This is a genomic window from Flavobacterium sp. KY-23415 (assembly GCF_055384985.1).
On record NZ_AP044001.1, the window covers coordinates 3,447,219 to 3,471,450 of the forward strand.

A 24,232-nucleotide genomic window follows, 5' to 3' on the forward strand; every position below is an offset into this window, starting at 1 on the left:
AACCTAAGGTAAACAAATGTTGTTTTGTTTTTCCTCACAAAAGTACAAAGTTAAACTGTCCCAACTTTTTTAAACAGTTAACCTACAATAAACCAATATTAACACAACATTAGACGCATAAGTCAAACAAACATTATAATATTTTCGAATATGGAAGAGTTACTATTAAAATTAAAAGAGTTAGAAATTAAACTTAAAGTTGTTGATAAAAATTTAAAAATTGTTGTTCCAAAAAATTTTGACAATCCTAATATAATTAAAGAGCTAAAGGAAAATAAAAGTAATTTAATTAATTATTTAGCCAACAGAGAAGGTCTCAATAATACTACTACTGAAATACCAAATGCAGCTATAAAAGAAGCTTACCCACTAACACCAGCTCAATTTAGATTATTTCTAGTAAACCAATTCAATGAATCATCTTTGGCATATAATCAATCAGGGGTTTTAAAGGTTACTGGAGAGTTGAGCACCGAAAAGCTCGAAAATGTTTTTGAATCTTTAATAAAACGACACGAATGTTTTCGAATGAGTTTCAGTTTAGATGCTAATAATTCACCTGTACAAAAAGTTTTAGAGCAAGTTAATTTTGAAATTGAATATATTAAAGGACATGAAACTAATATAGACACTATCATTCATGAATTTATTAGACCTTTTGATTTAAGTAATCCACCGCTAATTAGAGTGGCAGTTATGGAAGTTTCAAAAGATGCTCATTATATTTTGATAGATATGCATCATATTGCTTCTGATGGTGTTTCTGTTCAAATTCTTATGAAGGAATTTACTCAACTCTATGAAGGTGAGGATTTAGTACCTCTGCAAATACAATATAAAGATTATTCGGAGTGGTTTTTAAGTGATCAACATCAAAAATCAGTACAAAACCAAAAGAGTTTTTGGGTCAATCAGTTTAATAGAGAATATAACATATTAGAATTACCCTATGATTTTCCGAGACCAAAAGAAAAATCATTCAAAGGGAATGTAGCAAAATTTAATGTTTCTCTTGAGGAAAAAGATAAACTTAATCAGATTATTAAAAATAGCGAGATTACTCTGTTTACAATGTTAATTGGAGTATATGGTATATTACTCTCTAAACTAAGCAGAAATAATAATGTGGTTATTGGTACACTTGTTGCGGGAAGAAAGCATCATCAATTAGAAGATATCATAGGGATGTTTGCTAATACATTAGCATTGCCAATATCCTTAGATGATACCTTGAGTTTTAAAATGTATGCTCAATTGCTTCATAGTAAAATACTTAATTATCTAGACAATGATGAATATCCTTATGAAGATTTGATTAATGATTTAAGGATAGAAAGAGACCCAGGAAGGAATCCTTTGTTTGATTGTGTATTTGTTTTACAAAATAATAAACAAGAAGCTTTTAAGATTAAATCTGCCACTATTGAAGAATACAAATTCGAATCTAAAACTTCTAAATTTGACCTTACATTAGGAGCAAAAGAAGAATCCTCAGGATTAAGTTTTGAATTAGAGTATGCAACAGATCTTTTTACCGAAAATACTATTGAAAGGTTTATTGGTTACTACAAAAAAATATTGGAACAGATTATTCAATATCCAGAAATTACTTTGTCAGAACTAACGTTGCTTTCAGAAAATGAAATACAACAAACATTAGAATTAAACAACCTTATTAATGTTTCATATCCCGAAAAAGCTACCATTATAGATTTGTTTGAAGCCCAAGTAGCAGAAAGACCAAATGCAGTTGCAGTTGTTTGTGAAGGCGAATCGTTGACTTATGAGGAGTTGAACAATCTTTCCAATCTGTTAGCTTATGAATTGCGTTCGCAAGGCATTGGTCGCAATGATATTGTTGGTTTATTGGTAGATAAAGACCTATACACAGTAGTAGGAATGTTAGGTATTCTAAAATCGGGTGGTTGCTATATGCCATTAGATCCAAATTATCCTCAAGGCCGCTTAAACTATATGCTAGAAGATAGTAGAGCAGAAGTTCTTGTTACCAATAGCGAAAATGAAGAGCTTATAGCAGGAACAAATGTTAAAAGAATATTATTAGAAAATGTGATTGATAAAAATCAGCAAGTATCTAATATTGAGCAGATGAATCGCCCTGAAGATTTATGTTATATCATTTATACTTCTGGTACTACAGGAAACCCTAAAGGAGTTATGGTAGAACATCGCAATGTGGTTCGTTTGTTTTTTAATGATGCATTTCAATTCAATTTTGGAGCAAATGATGTTTGGACCATGTTCCATAGTCATTGTTTTGATTTTAGTGTTTGGGAAATGTATGGTGCATTATTTTTTGGAGGTAAAGTTATTATAGTTCCATCATTCATAGCAAGAGATCCTTCACGATATATTCAACTATTAAAGAGACATAAAGTAACGGTATTGAACCAAACACCAACAGCCTTTAACAATTTAATGGAAGAGTGCGAGAGAAAAGCTATCGGATTGAATGATTTGCGCTATGTCATTTTTGGAGGAGAAGCATTAGTTCCCTACAAATTAAAATCATGGAAAGCACAATATCCAAATGTGAAGTTGGTAAATATGTATGGAATTACAGAAGTAACAGTCCATGCTACCTACAAAGAAATAGGGCAAAGAGAAATAGAAGAAAACATAAGTAACCTAGGAAAACCAATTCCAACGACTTCCATATATATATTAGATGAAAATAAAGCGCTAGTACCTCAGGGAGTAATTGGAGAAATCTACGTTGGAGGATCAGGAGTAGTAAGAGGATATTTGAACAAGGAAGAATTAACCAATTCTAGATTCATATCAAATCCCTATCGCAAAGGAGAATTATTTTATCGTTCAGGTGATTTAGGCAGACTATTAGAAAATGGAGATTTAGAATACTTGGGACGCATAGATAATCAAGTACAATTAAAAGGATTTAGAATAGAATTAAAGGAAATAGAACATCATTTACTACAGCATTCAACTATCAATGATGCTGTAGTCATTAAACGTGATTCAGAAGAGGGGCATCCTTATTTATGTGCCTATTATATAGGTACAGAAACCTTAGAAGTGTCTGCAATTCGTTCTCATTTAGGAGAACATTTACCAAATTATATGATTCCGTCCTATTTTGTTAAACTGGACGAATTCCCAATGACATCGAATAATAAAATTGCCATTTCAAAATTACCATCACCAAGTAAAGATTCATTGGGAGAATCATACACAGCTCCAAGAACAAAGGAAGAAGTACAAATGGTATCCATTTGGGAAGAAGTATTGCAAATATCGAAAGTTGGGGTTAATGATAATTACTTTAGTTTGGGAGGAGACTCTTTAAAGGCTATTGGTTTAATTTCTAACATCAATAATAAATTGAATGCGTCTTTAACTATTGCAGATATTTATTCGTACCAAACTATTGCAGAATTGGCAGTAAAAGTAGCTGCTTCTATGCAAAATAATGATAGCAAACGAACTTTAGAAGAAATAGAAGAAGAACTACGTGCATTTGCAGAAGCATACCGTGAAGAAGAGAAATTTTTAGACAGCTATGAGGCTGTTTATCCAATGAATGGTGTTGAAAAAGGGATGGTTTTTCACTCACTTAAAAGTAAACCAAAAAGTGTTCATGAAATTGTCTATCATGAACAAAACATCTATAATTATCCAGTAAAAGATTTTGATTTTGAATTGTTTAAGTATGCTGTAGGTCTAATGACTGAAAAACATGATACTTTACGTAAGATTTACGACTTAGAAAAGCTTGTTCACATTATTATGAAAAAAGTTTCTCCAGAAGTTAGTCTTGTAGATATCTGCCATTTAGAAACTAAAGAACAAGAAGCTTTTATAAACAAGAAATTACTGGAAGAAAAGCAAAGACAAACAGACTTATCGTTTTCATTATTGTGGCGTATCAATATTATCAAAGTAAGAGACGACTACCAATACATGTTACTAGATTTTCATCATTCTTTGTTTGATGGATGGAGTCTTTCCTCATTCGTTACCGAATTATCTTCTACATATTCATTTTTAGCAAATGATCGAAACTATATTCCTGAACCCTTGCAAAGTACATATAGAGATCAAATAATTGGAGAATTAGTTTCTGTAAAAGAACAATCTTCAATTGAATATTGGCAACAGGAATTGAAAGATTATACTCGATTTAAATTACCTACCACAGGAAAAGAGCATCAGTTTAATTGTGAGTGGTTTAATTATGGTAGAGAATACAGAATTCAATTAGAAAAAATAGCATTAGAATACAATACGAGTTTCAAGCACCTTTGTTTTGCTGCATATATCTATGCCATGAATATGTTGAGTTTTGAAGACGATATTACATTAGGTGTAGTAACAAATAATAGACCTTTAACGCCCGATGGTGAGCAACTTTTAGGTTGTTTTCTTAATACTATTCCTTTTAGAGCAAAAATTCCAAATAATATTACTTGGGGAGAATACATTAACTTTATAGAAGACAAATTAAGAACGTTAAAATATCATGAAAGAGTTCCTTTCTATAAAATATTAGAAATTATAAAAGAACCTGCTACAGAAAATAATCCAATTTTTGATGTGTCTTTTAATTATATAGATTTTAGACGTTATACAGAAATTCAAAATGAAGATAGTATTGTAAGGCCTAATGATTTTAAAGAATCTAATTTCTTTATGAATAACAACACAAGCATTGATTTTCATATTTATGCACGTGACAATGATTTTAGACTAGCCCTAACACATTCAACAGCAACTTTTAGTAAGGAAGATGTAGTTAAATTATCAAGTTATTTTAAATCGACTTTAGATCAATTTCTAGACGCTGTAACAACACCTTTAAAGAAGGAAACAATACTATTTAATCCAGACAAGGTAAAAATTCAAAAATTAAACAACCTTATTAATGTTTCATATCCCGAAAAAGCTACCATTATAGATTTGTTTGAAGCCCAAGTAGCAGAAAGACCAAATGCAGTTGCAGTTGTTTGTGAAGGCGAATCGTTGACTTATGAGGAGTTGAACAATCTTTCCAATCTGTTAGCTTATGAATTGCGTTCGCAAGGCATTGGTCGCAATGATATTGTTGGTTTATTGGTAGATAAAGACCTATACACAGTAGTAGGAATGTTAGGTATTCTAAAATCGGGTGGTTGCTATATGCCATTAGATCCAAATTATCCTCAAGGCCGCTTAAACTATATGCTAGAAGATAGTAGAGCAGAAGTTCTTGTTACCAATAGCGAAAATGAAGAGCTTATAGCAGGAACAAATGTTAAAAGAATATTATTAGAAAATGTGATTGATAAAAATCAGCAAGTATCTAATATTGAGCAGATGAATCGCCCTGAAGATTTATGTTATATCATTTATACTTCTGGTACTACAGGAAACCCTAAAGGAGTTATGGTAGAACACCGCAATGTGGTTCGTTTGTTTTTTAATGATGCATTTCAATTCAATTTTGGAGCAAATGATGTTTGGACCATGTTCCATAGTCATTGTTTTGATTTTAGTGTTTGGGAAATGTATGGTGCATTATTTTTTGGAGGAAAAGTTATTATAGTTCCATCATTCATAGCAAGAGATCCTTCACGATATATTCAACTATTAAAGAGACATAAAGTAACGGTATTGAACCAAACACCAACAGCCTTTAACAATTTAATGGAAGAGTGCGAGAGAAAAGCTATCGCATTGAATGATTTGCGCTATGTTATTTTTGGAGGAGAAGCATTAGTTCCCTACAAATTAAAATCATGGAAAGCACAATATCCAAATGTGAAGTTGGTAAATATGTATGGAATTACAGAAGTAACAGTCCATGCTACCTACAAAGAAATAGGGCAAAGAGAAATAGAAGAAAACATAAGTAACCTAGGAAAACCAATTCCAACGACTTCCATATATATATTAGATGAAAATAAAGCGCTAGTACCTCAGGGAGTAATTGGAGAAATCTACGTTGGAGGATCAGGAGTAGTAAGAGGATATTTGAACAAGGAAGAATTAACCAATTCTAGATTCATATCAAATCCCTATCGCAAAGGAGAATTATTTTATCGTTCAGGTGATTTAGGCAGACTATTAGAAAATGGAGATTTAGAATACTTGGGACGCATAGATAATCAAGTACAATTAAAAGGATTTAGAATAGAATTAAAGGAAATAGAACATCATTTACTACAGCATTCAACTATCAATGATGCTGTAGTCATTAAACGTGATTCAGAAGAGGGGCATCCTTATTTATGTGCCTATTATATAGGTACAGAAACCTTAGAAGTGTCTGCAATTCGTTCTCATTTAGGAGAACATTTACCAAATTATATGATTCCGTCCTATTTTGTTAAACTGGACGAATTCCCAATGACATCGAATAATAAAATTGCCATTTCAAAATTACCATCACCAAGTAAAGATTCATTGGGAGAATCATACACAGCTCCAAGAACAAAGGAAGAAGTACAAATGGTATCTATTTGGGAAGAAGTATTGCAAATATCGAAAGTTGGGGTTAATGATAATTACTTTAGTTTGGGAGGAGACTCTTTAAAGGCTATTGGTTTAATTTCTAACATCAATAATAAATTGAATGCGTCTTTAACTATTGCAGATTTATACTCATATCAAACCATTGCAGAATTAGCAGATAAAATGGTAGATTTTCAAAAAGATGATGAGAGTAAAAGAACCTTACAAGAAGTTAAAGAGGAACTACGTGCATTTGCTGAAGCATACCGTGAAGAAGGGAAATTTTTAGACAGCTATGAGGCTGTTTATCCAATGAATGGTGTTGAAAAGGGGATGGTTTTTGAGTTTTTAAAAAGTAAATCAGATGATATTCATGAAATCATTTATCATGAGCAAAATATGTATGATTATCCTGTTAAAAATTTTGATTTTGAATTATTTAAGCATGCATTAAATTTGATGATTGATAAGCATACTACACTTCGTAAGGTATATGATTTGGAGTATTTTGCACATATCATTATGAAAAAAATAACTCCAGAAGTTAATTTTATAGACATTCGTCATTTAGATAAAGAGGGACAAAAATCTTTTGTAAAAAATAAATTATTAGAAGAAAAAAGGAGAAAGTCAGACTTATCATTTTCATTAACTTGGCGTATCAATATTATCAAAGTAAGAGACGATTATCAATATTTGTTACTAGATTTTCATCATTCTTTATTTGATGGATGGAGTCTTTCTTCTTTCTTAACAGAATTACTGAACATGTATACCATTTTGACAAGAAATGCAGATTATGTTCCAGTGCGCTTACAAAGTACATACGAAGATCAAATTATCGGAGAATTGTCTGCAGGAAAAAACCAAGCCTCTTTAGAGTATTGGCAAGAAGAGTTAGACGGTTATTCTCGATTTGAATTACCATCTACAGAAGATGAACACATATTTATAAGTGATGTGTTTGAGTTTCCAATTGAATTTAGGGAAGATTTAGAGAAACTAGCTTTACGATACAACACTAGCTTTAAACACCTTTGTTTTGCTTCTTATATTTATACAATGAATATGTTGAATTATGAAAATGATTTAACACTTGGAATTGTTACTAATAACAGACCATTAACACCAGATGGAGGCAAACTTTTAGGCTGTTTTCTAAATACTATTCCTTTTAGAGCAAAAATTCAAAAAAATATCACATGGGGTGAATATATCAATTATATTGAGGACAAATTAAGAACGTTAAAGTATCATGAGCGAGTTCCTTTCTATAAAATATTAGAATTTACTAATGAACCAGCAGGTCACCATAACCCAATTTTTGATGTTGCGTTTAATTATTTAGACTTCCAAATTTTTAAAGAATGGGAAGCATATGATTCTTCAATCGATTTGGAAGGAGAAGATTCTTTGTCAGAATTTTATTTAAATGAACATTTTCCTTTCGGTTTCCATATCGAAGCACATGATCTTAGACAGGAACACGGAGGAGTTTACAACAAAAGCTTCCGATTATTATTACGATATTCAACAGCGGTTTTCAGTAGAGATCAAGTAAAAAAATTAGCAGCATATTTTAAGCTGACACTAGATCAGTTTTTATATAGTGAAAATGCTTTAATAGATAAAGAAATCATACTTTCAGAAGCTGAAAAAGAAGATCGTAAGTTATTAAAAGAGTTTAATAATACTACTATAGATTATGCTAGAGATCAAACCGTATTAGATTTATTCAATACACAAGTACAATCTAATCCAGGAAAAGATGCAGTTCATTTTAAAGATAAAAAATTAACCTATAAAGAACTTGATGTCGTTTCAAATCAATTAGCCAATGTGTTGGTTAATAAAGGGGTAACAACAGATACTTTAGTACCTATTTGTGTAGATAGATCGTTAGAAATGATAATAGGGATATTAGGTATTTTAAAAGCAGGTGGGGCCTACGTGCCAATAGATCCAAGATATCCACAAAATCGCATTGACTATATTCTAGATGATGTAAAACCAACTATCATATTGACAGAAAGTAGTTATAAACCATTTTTTAATAACATAGAATCTCTTAATCTTGACGATGTGGCTATATATAAAAATGCACTAACATCTTCTCCAAATATTAAGATACCTGAAAATTCTTTAGCATATGTTATTTATACTTCTGGGACTACGGGTAATCCTAAAGGTGTAATGAATCAGCATGATGGAATTTATAATCGATTAGTTTGGATGCGCGACTATATAAATGTAACTGAAGCAGATGTTATTTTACAAAAAACAACTTTTTGTTTTGATGTTTCGGTATGGGAGTTATTATTACCGATAATGACCGGAGCAAAATTAATATTTGCCATTCCAGACGGAGAAAAAGATCCTTTGTATTTACAACAACTCATAGAAAAAGAACGAATAAATATCATGCATTTTGTTCCTACAATGTTAGATGTTTTTATTAGTGAATTAGATGAGAGTTTAAATTTTGTGAATTTGCAACAAAAAGTAATTTGTAGTGGAGAAGCATTATCCAATTCAACTTTACAAAAATTTCAGAAAAAGTGTCCAAATGCACAAATTTTCAATCTGTATGGCCCTACAGAAGCAGCAATTGATGTGACTGCAATTGAATTGACAGATTATAAAGGAGATACAATTCCAATTGGAAAGCCTGTAGCAAATACACAAATTTATATAGTAGATCAAGATAATATTCAACAACCTATTGGCGTAGTTGGTGAACTAGTTATTGGGGGAATTCAAGTGTCACGTGGTTATCTCAATAAACCAGAATTAACTTCAGAAAAATTTATAACAAATATTTTTGAGGATAATAGTTCACATAAATTATATAAAACTGGAGATCTTGCTAAATGGACTCCTGAAGGAAATATTGAATTTCTTGGAAGAAATGATCATCAAGTAAAACTTAGAGGTTATAGAATTGAATTGGGGGAAATAGAGCATGTCCTTTCAAGTCATCCACAAATCAAAAATGCAATTGTAGATTTTAGATATTTAGATCAAGAACCTCTAATAGTGGCTTACTATATAGATAATGGAACTGAAATATCAATTCAAGAAATACAAGATTATCTAAAAAAACGATTGCCAGAATATATGGTACCTTCATTATTTATGAATGTAGTAGAGTTTCCTTTTACCGCTAATGGTAAATTAAATAAAAAAGAATTGCCTTTGCCAAGCATCGCACTAAATAAGCAATTTATAGCACCTTCAAACGAGGTGGAAGCTCAATTAATCACAATTTTGTCTGAACTTTTAAAAATAGAAGTTTCTACTCTAAGTACGAATGAAAATTTTTTCAACATTGGAGGAAATTCGTTAAAAGCCATGGCATTTATTAATCGAATAAACAAAGTGTTTTCTGTTGAAATCTCTTTAAAGGAGTTATTCTTAATGCATGACATTAAAGGAATTGCAGATTATATTCTTACTGTGAAACAATTAGCTGATGAATCAGACATCAATCTTGAGAATGCAAAATTAATCATATGAGAATCGCTGAATTTATTACGAATCTAAGAAATAACAATATCATTGTTACTGTTCGTGAGGAGCAATTAATTGTTAACGATCCTAATGAAATGTTAACACAACAAGTAATTGAAGAATTAAAAAAGAATAAACAAGAAATTATTGCTTTTTTCAATTCAATGAAGCGTAAAGAATCTTCAAAGACTATTGCTAAAGCTCCTAAAAAAGAATATTACACTCTATCTTCTGTTCAAAAGCGCATGTACTTCTTATATGAGTTTGATAAAAAAGGGGTTAGTTATAATATGCCTTTGTTTTATAGGCTTGGAAGATCATTAGATAGGATTAAATTTGATAAAGCTGTTAAACAACTTGTAGCACGTCATCAAAGCTTACATACTATATTTAGTATTCAAAATGATATTCCAGTTCAAAGTTTGCTAGATATATCTGAATTTGAGATAGTTTACAAACAAATTCAAGCTAATGATATTGATAAATTAGTTTCAGAATTTATACGTCCATTCAATTTATCTCAAGAATTCCCTTTTCGAGTAACTTTAGTAGATGTTATTGATGAAGACTATTTGTTAATGACAGATACTCATCATATTATTAATGATGGAGTTTCGAATGAAATTTTGACACATGATCTTTGGGCATTGTATGCTGAAAATAACTTACCGGAGTTAAATATTGAATATACTGATTATGTGGAATGGCAGCAAAGTGAATCATATCAAGAATCAGTATCTGAGCATAGAGAATATTGGTTAGAGATTTATAATGAAGATGTTAATGCTTTAGAATTACCCTTAGACAATCCAAGACCATTAATTCCAAGCGATGAAGGAGGAACTTGTATGGTAAAGTTGTCTAAAATACAGAGTGATCAACTTCGCACTTTAGCTAGTTTACAAGGAGTAACCATGTATGCGTTGTTTTTATCGTTATACAACGTACTATTGAGTAAATTATCCAATCAGACAGACATCATTGTTGGTACACCAACTGCAGGTCGCAATCACGCAGATCTAGAAGGAATTGTGGGTATGTTTGTTAATACGTTAGCACTTCGTAACAAAGTAGATTCGAAGATGAAATTCGATGAATTGCTTGTTGCAGTTCAAGAAACTACCTTAGCAGCTTTTGATCATCAAATGTTTCAATATGATGAATTAGTAGATGCTCTAGAGATTTCAAGAGAAGCTAACAGTAATCCATTGTTTGACGTTTTCTTTTCCTACAGCCAAGCAATTGAAGCTTCTAATTACCAAGATTTACCGATAACAATTACAGACCACAAAGTTGCTTCAAATATTGCGAAATTTGATCTTAGTTTGGATGTAGTAGAATCCGAAGAAATTAATTTGTGTTTTGAATACAGAAAAGATTTATTTACAGCGTCAAGCATTTCTAGATTTTTAGATTATTTAGTTCGAATGATTGATGAAATTATAAAGGATAAATCGCAAAGGATAAAGGATATTGATATTCTTTCAAAAGAAGAGAAGAGCAAATTACTTTTCGATTTCAATAACACTAAAACGGCCTATGATTTAGACCAAACGGTATTGGATTTGTTTAAAAATCGAGTAGAAAAAACACCAAATTCCGACGCATTAATCATGGATGATGTTGTGCTAAGTTATAAGGAGTTAGACGATCGTTCAGCATTGTGGGCACATCATCTAGTTGATTATGTTGAAAAAGGAGAAATTGTTGGTTTAATGATGACTCGCTCTGTAGAAATGATAGTTGCAATTATTGCAATTATGAAGTCAGGAGGAGCATATTTACCTCTTAATCCAGAGCAGCCAATGTCACGAACTATAGCGATGTTGGAAGAATGTGAAGTATCAATGATATTGAGTAATTTAGAAAATGTAAATGCTAATTTCATAGAAGGTTATACTTACATTACTCCAAAAGACTTAGACGAAAAAAGACAAAGTAATAATCAACCTCTACGTAGGCTTGGTGCTGATGATGTGGCATATATTATCTATACTTCAGGTTCTACAGGAAAACCTAAAGGTGTAATGGTTAATCATCGAGGGGTGTCTAATTTAATTCAGCATCAAGTAGAACTTTATGATGTTAATCAAGAAGAAAATATATTATTGTTTTCACCATATTATTTTGATGCATCTGTATCACAAATTTGGTTAGCATTAGCAAGTGGAGAAAGATTAGTTGTTTTTAAAGAAGAGGATATTTTAGATGTCAATAGGTTTAATTCGAGTTTAAAAAAATACAATATTACACACCTAGATTGTACACCTTCTTTTTTAGAAGCAATAGATCTAGAAGAAGGATTAAATTTAAAAAGAATCATTGTAGGTGGTGAAGCTTGTAAGTTAGGATTGGCAGATAAGCTTTTAAAAAAGTATGATTTATATAATGAATACGGACCTACAGAAACTACAGTAACATCCACTTTTAAAAAAATTGAACAGACAGATATTGAGATGGGTAAAATATCCATAGGTCGTCCAATTGCCAATACACAGGTTTATATTTTAGATAAGGATATGAACTTATTACCAGAGGGAGTTGCAGGAGAGTTGTATATAGGAGGATTAGGGATTACTAATGGTTACATCAATAATGATGTGTTTACAAAAGAGCGTTTTCTAGCAAATCCATTTGATGAAGGATTTCTTTATAAGACAGGAGATTTAGTGAGATGGCTTCCAGAGGGTATGTTAGAATATTTGGGTAGAAATGACAATCAAGTAAAAATAAGAGGTCATCGAATAGAGCTTGGAGAAATAGAGGCAGAGCTGGAATTAATTTCGGAAGTGAATCAGGCATTAGTGATGGTTTACGGCGAAAAATCAAACAAGCAACTAGTGGCTTATTTGTGTTTAAATGAGGAAAAAGATACGGAAGAAATTAATAGTTTTTTATCAGACAAGTTGCCATTGTATATGTTGCCTTCTCATTATGTTAAATTAGATCGTTTTCCAGTAAATGCAAATGGCAAAATAGATAGGAAATTATTACCTAGTCCAGATTTTACAATTGTAGAGGAATATATAGCAGCCGAGAATGATACTCAGAGAAAATTAGTTACAATTTGGTCAGAAGTTTTGGATATAGAAGAAGAGAAAATCAGCATTACATCCGATTTTTTCAAACTAGGAGGACATTCTTTGTTGGCTATTACATTGATTAATAAAATTAGGAAAATATATAATGTAGATATTGCAATACGTGATTTTTTTGCACATCGCACTATAGCAGCGTTATCCCTGCATATTTCAAAGATGGATCAGGTTACTTTTTTAAAGATTCCTAAGGCAGAATTAGCTGCTTATTATCCGTTATCTTCAGCGCAACGCAGAATGTATTTTCTTTATGAATTTGATAGAGAGCGTACAGTATATAACATGCCTACATTTTTTAAGCTTACAGGAGTTATAGATAAGGATCGTTTAGCATCTGCGCTTAAAAATTTGGTAATGCGTCATCAAAGTCTTCGCACTACATTTAATATTGTTAATGATGTTCCTGTTCAACACATTTTAGATGCTTCAAATTTTCATACAGATTTTCAAAAAGGGAATATTTCCTTGATTGATTCATTTATAGTTGATTTTATTCGTCCATTTAATTTATCGGAGGATTTTCCTTTTCGAGCATCATTACTAGAGATTTCAGCAGAAGCATATCTATTAATGATAGACATGCACCATATTATTAGTGATGGAGTATCATTTGAAATAATAATGCGAGAATTATGGATGTTATATCAAGGAGATGCATTAAGCGCTTTAACGCTTGAATATGTGGATTATGCGGTGTGGCAACAAAGCGAGTCACAAGAAGAATTAGCATTGAAGCATAAGAGTTATTGGATGAATGTGTTTTCGGAGGAAATTACCCCACTGGAACTTCCTAAAAACCGTTCAAACAGAGCAAAGCACCCCAATGAAGGAGAAAACCATACAGTTCGTTTAGATACAATTATCAGCAATAAATTAAAAGCAATTGCACAAGAAGAAGGAGTAACCATGTATGCGTTGTTTTTATCGTTATACAACGTATTATTGAGTAAATTATCCAACCAAACAGACATTATTGTAGGGACAGTTACAGCAGGTCGCAATCATGCAGATCTAGAAGGAATTGTGGGTATGTTTGTTAATACGTTAGCACTTCGTAACAAAGTAGATTCGAAGATGAAATTCGATGAATTGCTTGTTGCAGTTCAAGAAACTACCTTAGCAGCTTTTGATCATCAAATGTTTCAATATGATGAATTAGTAGATGCATTAGAGATTTCAAGAGAAGCCAGCAGTAATGCTTTGTTTGACGTTTTCTTTTCCTACGGTCAAATTGAGGATAATTCTAGTTTTCCAGATTTACCTTTAACAATTACAGATTACAAAATATCCTATAATACTGCGAAATTTGATCTTAGTTTGGATGTAGTAGAATCTGAAGAGATTAATTTATCTTTTACTTATCGAACAGAATTGTTCGACGCATTGCTTATAGAACGTTTTATGAGCTATTTAGTTCGAATGATTGATGAAATTATAAAGGACAAATCGCAAAGGATAAAGGATATTGATATTCTTTCAAAAGAAGAGAAGAGCAAATTACTTTTCGATTTCAATAACACCAAAACGGCCTATGATTTAGACCAAACGGTATTGGATTTGTTTAAAAATCGAGTAGAAAAAACACCAAATTCCGACGCATTAATCATGGATGATGTTGTGCTAAGTTATAAGGAGTTAGACGATCGTTCAGCATTGTGGGCACATCATCTAGTTGATTATATTGAAAAAGGAGAAATTGTTGGTTTAATGATGACTCGCTCTGTAGAAATGATAGTTGCAATTATTGCAATTATGAAGTCAGGAGGAGCGTATTTACCTCTTAATCCAGAGCAGCCAATGTCACGAACAGCATATATGCTACAGGATTGTAATGTGAATATTATTATAAGCAATGTTTCACCAGAATTAGAAGAAGCAACTGGTTATACTTTGATGGACATTAGTATTTTAGATAATACTCAAAGCAAACATAAAGAGTTACCTTATGTAAACGCATTAGATATTGCTTATGTAATCTATACTTCGGGTTCTACAGGACTTCCTAAAGGTGTATTAATACAACATGAATCTGTGTCAAATTTAATTCAGTGTCAAAAAGAATATTTTAATATTGATAAAGATGAACGCATTGTTCAGTTTTCACCGTACTATTTTGACGCATCAGTAGAACAAATCTGGTTAGCCTTATCAAGCGGTTCTGCCTTGGTAGTTCTTGATGGGGAAACGCTTTTAGAAATGGATTCCTTCCACTCATGTTTAAGAGAAAATAAAGTGACCCATTTGCATAGCACACCTTCTTTTTTAGAAGAAGTAGATTTTAATAATTTGCCGAGTCTAAGAAGAGTAATCTCAGGAGGAGAAATATGTAAGCCAGGATTGGCAAAAAAAATAGCATCACAATATTTATTTTACAATGAATATGGACCTACAGAAACTACGGTAACCAGTACAACATATCAAGTAAATAATACTATCGAGGGATCAAAAGACAAAGTATCTATTGGTCGTCCTATAGCCAATACATCCTTATACATACTGTCAGATAACTTGGAATTGTTACCAGAGGGTGTTGCAGGAGAACTGTATATAGGCGGAAAAGGATTGGCTCAAGGTTATTTAAATCGAGAAGACTTAACAGCTAAAAGTTTCATTTCTAATCCGTTTGGAGAAGGAAGGATTTATAAAACGGGAGATCAAGCAAGATGGTTACCCGACGGTACAATTGAATATTTAGGACGTAACGATGACCAAGTAAAGCTTCGAGGTTATCGTATAGAATTAGGAGAAATAGAATTTTATTTAGAAGAAAGTGCTTTTATTAATCGAGCAGTGGTATTAGTTTCAGGAATTGGAATTCATAAAAAACTGATAGCTTATGTTTGTGGAGATGAACCAATAGCGGCTACCAAAATAAAAACGTATTTATCCTCTAAAGTGCCAGATTATATGATTCCTTCAGCTTTTATTTGGATGGACAATTTTGTGTTGAATGCAAATGGCAAAATAGATAGGAAATTATTACCTAGTCCAGATTTTACAATTGTAGAGGAATATATAGCAGCCGAGAATGATACTCAGAGAAAATTAGTTACAATTTGGTCAGAAGTTTTGGATATAGAAGAAGAGAAAATCAGCATTACATCCGATTTTTTCAAACTAGGAGGACATTCTTTGTTGGCTATTACATTGATTAATAAAATTAGGAAAATATATAATGTAGATATTGCAATACGTGATTTTTTTGCACATCGCACTATAGCAGCGTTATCCCTGCATATTTCAAAGATGGATCAGGTTACTTTTTTAACGATTCCTAAGGCAGAATTAGCTGCTTATTATCCGTTATCTTCAGCGCAACGCAGAATGTATTTTCTTTATGAATTTGATAGAGAGCGTACAGTATATAACATGCCTACATTTTTTAAGCTTACAGGAGTTATAGATAAGGATCGTTTAGCATCTGCGCTTAAAAATTTGGTAATGCGTCATCAAAGTCTTCGCACTACATTTAATATTGTTAATGATGTTCCTGTTCAACACATTTTAGATGCTTCAAATTTTCATACAGATTTTCAAAAAGGGAATATTTCCTTGATTGATTCATTTATAGTTGATTTTATTCGTCCATTTAATTTATCGGAGGATTTTCCTTTTCGAGCATCATTACTAGAGATTTCAGCAGAAGCATATCTATTAATGATAGACATGCACCATATTATTAGTGATGGAGTATCATTTGAAATAATAATGCGAGAATTATGGATGTTATATCAAGGAGATGCATTAAGCGCTTTAACGCTTGAATATGTGGATTATGCGGTGTGGCAACAAAGCGAGTCACAAGAAGAATTAGCATTGAAGCATAAGAGTTATTGGATGAATGTGTTTTCGGAGGAAATTACCCCACTGGAACTTCCTAAAAACCGTTCAAACAGAGCAAAGCACCCCAATGAAGGAGAAAACCATACAGTTCGTTTAGATACAATTATCAGCAATAAATTAAAAGCAATTGCACAAGAAGAAGGAGTAACCATGTATGCGTTGTTTTTATCGTTATATAACGTATTATTGAGTAAATTATCCAACCAAACAGACATTATTGTAGGGACAGTTACAGCAGGTCGCAATCATGCAGATCTAGAAGGAATTGTGGGTATGTTTGTTAATACGTTAGCACTTCGTAACAAAGTAGATTCGAAGATGAAATTCGATGAATTGCTTGTTGCAGTTCAAGAAACTACCTTAGCAGCTTTTGATCATCAAATGTTTCAATATGATGAATTAGTAGATGCATTAGAGATTTCAAGAGAAGCCAGCAGTAATGCTTTGTTTGACGTTTTCTTTTCCTACGGTCAAATTGAGGATAATTCTAGTTTTCCAGATTTACCTTTAACAATTACAGATTACAAAATATCCTATAATACTGCGAAATTTGATCTTAGTTTGGATGTAGTAGAATCTGAAGAGATTAATTTATCTTTTACTTATCGAACAGAATTGTTCGACGCATTGCTTATAGAACGTTTTATGAGCTATTTAGTTCGAATGATTGATGAAATTATAAAGGACAAATCGCAAAGGATAAAGGATATTGATATTCTTTCAAAAGAAGAGAAGAGCAAATTACTTTTCGATTTCAATAACACCAAAACGGCCTATGATTTAGACCAAACGGTATTGGATTTGTTTAAAAATCGAGTAGAAGAAACACCAAATTCCGACGCATTAATCATGGATGATGTTGTGCTAAGTTATAAGGAGTTAGACGATCGTTCAGCATTGTGGGCACATCATCTAGTTGATTATGTTGAAAAAGGAGAAATTGTTGGTTTAATGATGACTCGCTCTGTAGAAATGATAGTTGCAATTATTGCAATTATGAAGTCAGGAGGAGCATATTTACCTCTTAATCCAGAGCAGCCAATGTCACGAACTATAGCGATGTTGGAAGAATGTGAAGTATCAATGATATTGAGTAATTTAGAAAATGTAAATGCTAATTTCATAGAAGGTTATACTTATATTACTCCAAAAGACTTAGACGAAAAAAGACAAAGTAATAATCAACCTCTACGTAGGCTTGGTGCTGATGATGTGGCATATATTATCTATACGTCAGGTTCTACAGGAAAACCTAAAGGTGTAATGGTTAATCATCGAGGGGTGTCTAATTTGATTCAGCATCAAGTAGAACTTTATGATGTTAACCAACAAGAAAATATATTATTGTTTTTTCCATATTATTTTGATGGATCTGTAGAACAAATTTGGTTAGCATTGGTAAGCGGAGTAACTTTATTTATTGTAAACAAGGAAGATATATTAGATGTTAACAGGTTTAATTCGAGTTTAAAAAAATACAATATTACTCATTTAGGATGCACACCTTCTTTTTTAGAAACGATTGAGTTAGAGGAAGGATTAAATTTAAAAAGAATTATGGTGGGCGGAGAAGCTTGTAAGTTAGGATTGGCAGATAAGCTTTTAAAAAAGTATGATTTATATAATGCGTATGGACCTACAGAAACTACAGTAATTTCTACTTTTAAAAAAATTGAACAGACAGATATTGAGATGGGTAAAATATCCATAGGTCGTCCAATTGCCAATACACAGGTTTATATTTTAGATAAGGATATGAACTTATTACCAGAGGGAGTTGCAGGAGAGTTGTATATAGGAGGATTAGGGATTACTAATGGTTACATCAATAATGATGTGTTTACAAAAGAGCGTTTTCTAGCAAATCCATTTGATGAAGGATTTCTTTATAAGACAGGAGATTTAGTGAGATGGCTTCCAGAGGGTATGTTAGAATATTTGGGTAGAAATGACAATCAAGTAAAAATAAGAGGTCATCGAATAGAGCTTGGAGAAATAGAGGCAGAGCTGGAATTAATTTCGGAAGTGAATCAGGCATTAGTGATGGTTTACGGCGAAAAATCAAACAAGCAACTAGTGGCTTATTTGTGTTTAAATGAGGAAAAAGATACGGAAGAAATTAATAGTTTTTTATCAGACAAGTTGCCATTGTATATGTTGCCTTCTCATTATGTTAAATTAGATCGTTTTCCAGTAAATGCAAATGGCAAAATAGATAGGAAATTATTACCTAGTCCAGATTTTACAATTGTAGAGGAATATATAGCAGCCGAGAATGATACTCAGAGAAAATTAGTTACAATTTGGTCAGAAGTTTTGGATATAGAAGAAGAGAAAATCAGCATTACATCCGATTTTTTCAAACTAGGAGGACATTCTTTGTTGGCTATTACATTGATTAATAAAATTAGGAAAATATATAATGTAGATATTGCAATACGTGATTTTTTTGCACATCGCACTATAGCAGCGTTATCCCTGCATATTTCAAAGATGGATCAGGTTACTTTTTTAAAGATTCCTAAGGCAGAATTAGCTGCTTATTATCCGTTATCTTCAGCGCAACGCAGAATGTATTTTCTTTATGAATTTGATAGAGAGCGTACAGTATATAACATGCCTACATTTTTTAAGCTTACAGGAGTTATAGATAAGGATCGTTTAGCATCTGCGCTTAAAAATTTGGTAATGCGTCATCAAAGTCTTCGCACTACATTTAATATTGTTAATGATGTTCCTGTTCAACACATTTTAGATGCTTCAAATTTTCATATAGATTTTCAAAAAGGGAATATTTCCTTGATTGATTCATTTATAGTTGATTTTATTCGTCCATTTAATTTATCGGAGGATTTTCCTTTTCGAGCATCATTACTAGAGATTTCAGCAGAAGCATATCTATTAATGATAGACATGCACCATATTATTAGTGATGGAGTATCATTTGAAATAATAATGCGAGAATTATGGATGTTATATCAAGGAGATGCATTAAGCGCTTTAACGCTTGAATATGTGGATTATGCGGTGTGGCAACAAAGCGAGTCACAAGAAGAATTAGCATTGAAGCATAAGAGTTATTGGATGAATGTGTTTTCGGAGGAAATTACCCCACTGGAACTTCCTAAAAACCGTTCAAACAGAGCAAAGCACCCCAATGAAGGAGAAAACCATACAGTTCGTTTAGATACAATTATCAGCAATAAATTAAAAGCAATTGCACAAGAAGAAGGAGTAACCATGTATGCGTTGTTTTTATCATTATATAACGTATTATTGAGTAAATTATCCAACCAAACAGACATTATTGTAGGGACAGTTACAGCAGGTCGCAATCATGCAGATCTAGAAGGAATTGTGGGTATGTTTGTTAATACGTTAGCACTTCGTAACAAAGTAGATTCGAAGATGAAATTCGATGAATTGCTTGTTGCAGTTCAAGAAACTACCTTAGCAGCTTTTGATCATCAAATGTTTCAATATGATGAATTAGTAGATGCATTAGAGATTTCAAGAGAAGCCAGCAGTAATGCTTTGTTTGACGTTTTCTTTTCCTACGGTCAAATTGAGGATAATTCTAGTTTTTCAGATTTACCTTTAACAATTACAGATTACAAAATATCCTATAATACTGCGAAATTTGATCTTAGTTTGGATGTAGTAGAATCTGAAGAGATTAATTTATCTTTTACTTATCGAACAGAATTGTTCGACGCATTGCTTATAGAACGTTTTATGAGCTATTTAGTTCGAATGATTGATGAAATTATAAAGGACAAATCGCAAAGGATAAAGGATATTGATATTCTTTCAAAAGAAGAGAAGAGCAAATTACTTTTCGATTTCAATAACACTAAAACGGCCTATGATTTAGACCAAACGGTATTGGATTTGTTTAAAAATCGAGTAGAAGAAACACCAAATTCCGACGCATTAATCATGGATGATGTTGTGCTAAGTTATAAGGAGTTAGACGATCGTTCAGCATTGTGGGCACATCATCTAGTTGATTATATTGAAAAAGGAGAAATTGTTGGTTTAATGATGACTCGCTCTGTAGAAATGATAGTTGCAATTATTGCAATTATGAAGTCAGGAGGAGCATATTTACCTCTTAATCCAGAGCAGCCAATGGCTCGAACAGCATATATGCTACAGGATTGTAATGTGAATATTATTATAAGCAATGTTTCACCAGAATTAGAAGAAGCAACTGGTTATACTTTGATGGACATTAGTATTTTAGATAATACTCAAAGCAAACATAGAGAGTTACCTTATGTAAACGCATTTGATATTGCTTATGTAATCTATACTTCGGGTTCTACAGGATTTCCTAAAGGTGTATTAATACAACATGAATCTGTGTCAAATTTAATTCAGTGTCAAAAAGAATATTTTAATATTGATAAAGATGAACGCATTGTTCAGTTTTCACCGTACTATTTTGACGCATCAGTAGAACAAATTTGGTTAGCCTTATCAAGCGGTTCTGCCTTGGTAGTTCTTGATGGGGAAACGCTTTTAGAAATGGATTCCTTCCACTCATGTTTAAGAGAAAATAAAGTGACCCATTTGCATAGCACACCTTCTTTTTTAGAAGAAGTAGATTTTAATAATTTGCCGAGTTTAAGAAGAGTAATCTCAGGAGGAGAAATATGTAAGCCAGGATTGGCAAAAAAAATAGCATCACAATATTTATTTTACAATGAATATGGACCTACAGAAACTACGGTAACCAGTACAACATATCAAGTAAATAATGCTATCGAGGGATCAAAAGACAAAGTATCTATTGGTCGTCCTATAGCCAATACATCATTATACATACTGTCAGATAACTTGGAATTGTTACCAGAGGGTGTTGCAGGAGAACTGTATATAGGCGGAAAAGGATTGGCTCAAGGTTATTTAAATCGAGAAGACTTAACGGCTAAAAGTTTCATTTCTAATCCGTTTGGAGAAGGAAGGATTTATAAAACGGGAGATCAAGCAAGATGGTTACCCGACGGTACAATTGAGTATTTAGGGCGTAATGATGACCAAGTAAAGCTTCGAGGTTATCGTATAGAATTAGGAGAAATAGAATTTTATTTAGAAGAAAGTGCTTTTATTAATCGAGCAGTGGTATTAGTTTCAGGAATTGGAATTCATAAAAAACTGATAGCTTATGTTTGTGGAGATGAACCAATAGCGGCTACCAAAATAAAAACGTATTTATCCTCTAAAGTGCCAGATTATATGGTTCCTTCAGCTTTTATTTGGATGGACAATTTTGTGTTGAATGCAAATGGCAAAATAGATAGGAAATTATTACCTAGTCCAGATTTTACAATTGTAGAGGAATATATAGCAGCCGAGAATGATACTCAGAGAAAATTAGTTACAATTTGGTCAGAAGTTTTGGATATAGAAGAAGAGAAAATCAGCATTACATCCGATTTTTTCAAACTAGGAGGACATTCTTTGTTGGCTATTACATTAAGACATCTTATCAAAAAAGTCTTTGAAATAGAGTTGCCAATTTCTGAAATTTTTCTAACCCCTAATATTAGTTCTTTGGCTGAAAAAATCAGTAAATTAGAAAACAAAGCGCTGGTAGATGAAATGGTAATACCAATTAATACTGTTAAAGGGAAAGAAAAATTATTCATGATACATGATGGAAGTGGAGAAATTAATGGTTATTTGGAACTTTCCAGAAAAATTAAAGCATATTCTTGCTATGGAATTAGGTATGGATTATTAAATAATGTGAAGGAAGCTCCAAGTATTTCTTCAATAGCTTCAGAATTTATTAAAGAAATGAAGAAGATACAAGAAGTGGGACCGTACCGTATATTAGGTTGGAGTTTAGGAGGCGAAATCGCTGTAGAAATGGCAACTCAGTTAGAAAGCCAGAATGAATATGTAGATCAGCTTATTATTATAGATTCTTCTTTGAAATTTGAAAGAAATTTAGAGACTTCACCTTTTGATATTGAATCGGAAGCAATTTTTTTAGAATTCAACTTCAATTATCAAGAGATTAATCTAAAAAACATACATTCTTTATCTGAATTATGGTCAACCTTTTTTAATTCTGAAACATTTAAAACGATATCAATTAATACATTAAGAGATTTATTATCTGATGAAATTAAACAGTTAATTCCAGATTTTTTGCATTTGAACAAAAGAGAGCTTTTTGAAGCAGTAAACAAAATAAGACTTCTGTTGAATGCATCAAACAAACACTACATTCAAGATTCAATTCAGGCTAAAACATTATATGTCTGGCCGAATGAATCAAGGGCTATTTACAATAAAGAAAGATTAAGTGAATTTTTTATAAATTTTGATATACAAGAAGTTTCTGGGAATCATTTCTCAGTAATGAAAAGTAATAATGTTATATCACTTTCACAAATTGTAAATAATCTATTAGATAGTAAAATGGTTAATATATAATGTTACAATATAAAATATAATTTAATGAAACAAGTTGAAAAAAAAATTAAATTATTTTGTTTGCCATATGCAGGAGGAGCGTCAAGTATATATAATGACTGGGAAACAAAATTAGCCAAAAACATAGAATTATGTCCAATTAGTTTGGCAGGACGAGGAAATCGTTTTACAGAGAAACCTTATTCAAATTTAGAAGAAGCTGTAAATGATATATTTAATATAGTAAAAAATGATTTTTTTGAATCAGATTATGCTATTTTTGGGCACAGTATGGGCGCTCTATTGGCTTATGAATTGATTCAAAAAATTCAAACGCAAGGCAAAAAACTTCCCTTGCATGTATTCTTTTCTGGAAGAAAACCCGTACACATTCCAAAAACAGAAAAATTTTATAGAGATATGACTGCATTAGAATTTCAAGAAGCGGTTTTGTCTTTAGGGGTAACACCACCAGAAATTTTTAAAAATCCTGAATTAAAAGCTATTTTCAGTCCTTTACTATTAAGCGATTTTACAATCGCAGAAACTTTTGTTGACAGGCCTACTATTGTTCCTTTACCCTGTAACATAACTGCACTCATTGGACAAGATGAAGAAATAACTAGAGAAGAAGCTGAGCAATGGAAATTTCATACTACAAAGGAATGTGATGTTCACTACATTAAAGGGGGACATTTCTTTTTGTTAGATCAACAACAAGCTGTTATAGAAATTATTAACGATAGTTTAGGTGTTGAAAAGCACGTCATAAAATATTAATAAATATAAAAATGCTAGATTAAATGAATTTTAGTTAGTAAAATAATTTTTATAATAAAACACATCACTTATTTACTAATACTTTAATTATACACTAAAAA

At 31.9% G+C, this 24,232-nt stretch carries 3 protein-coding genes; all 3 read left to right on the forward strand.

The window, feature by feature from the left end; genetic code table 11:
• The first annotated feature begins 150 nt into the window (after nucleotides 1-150).
• The 3 genes from ACZ49Z_RS15070 to ACZ49Z_RS15080 are packed head-to-tail and all read left to right on the forward strand — an operon-like array spanning nucleotide 151 to nucleotide 24,131.
• On the forward strand, nucleotides 151-9,987 hold the full coding sequence (locus tag ACZ49Z_RS15070; protein ID WP_464305128.1) for a non-ribosomal peptide synthetase: 9,837 nt from the start codon (nucleotides 151-153) through the stop codon (nucleotides 9,985-9,987).
• Entirely contained in the window at nucleotides 9,984-23,372 is a 13,389-nt protein-coding gene (locus ACZ49Z_RS15075) for an amino acid adenylation domain-containing protein (RefSeq protein ID WP_464305129.1), read from the forward strand. The genes ACZ49Z_RS15070 and ACZ49Z_RS15075 overlap by 4 nt, the downstream gene beginning before the upstream one ends.
• A gap of 24 nt (nucleotides 23,373-23,396) precedes the next feature.
• Complete coding sequence (locus ACZ49Z_RS15080; RefSeq protein ID WP_464305130.1) at nucleotides 23,397-24,131, forward strand: thioesterase II family protein; 735 nt, start codon at nucleotides 23,397-23,399, stop codon at nucleotides 24,129-24,131.
• Nucleotides 24,132-24,232 lie beyond the last annotated feature (101 nt).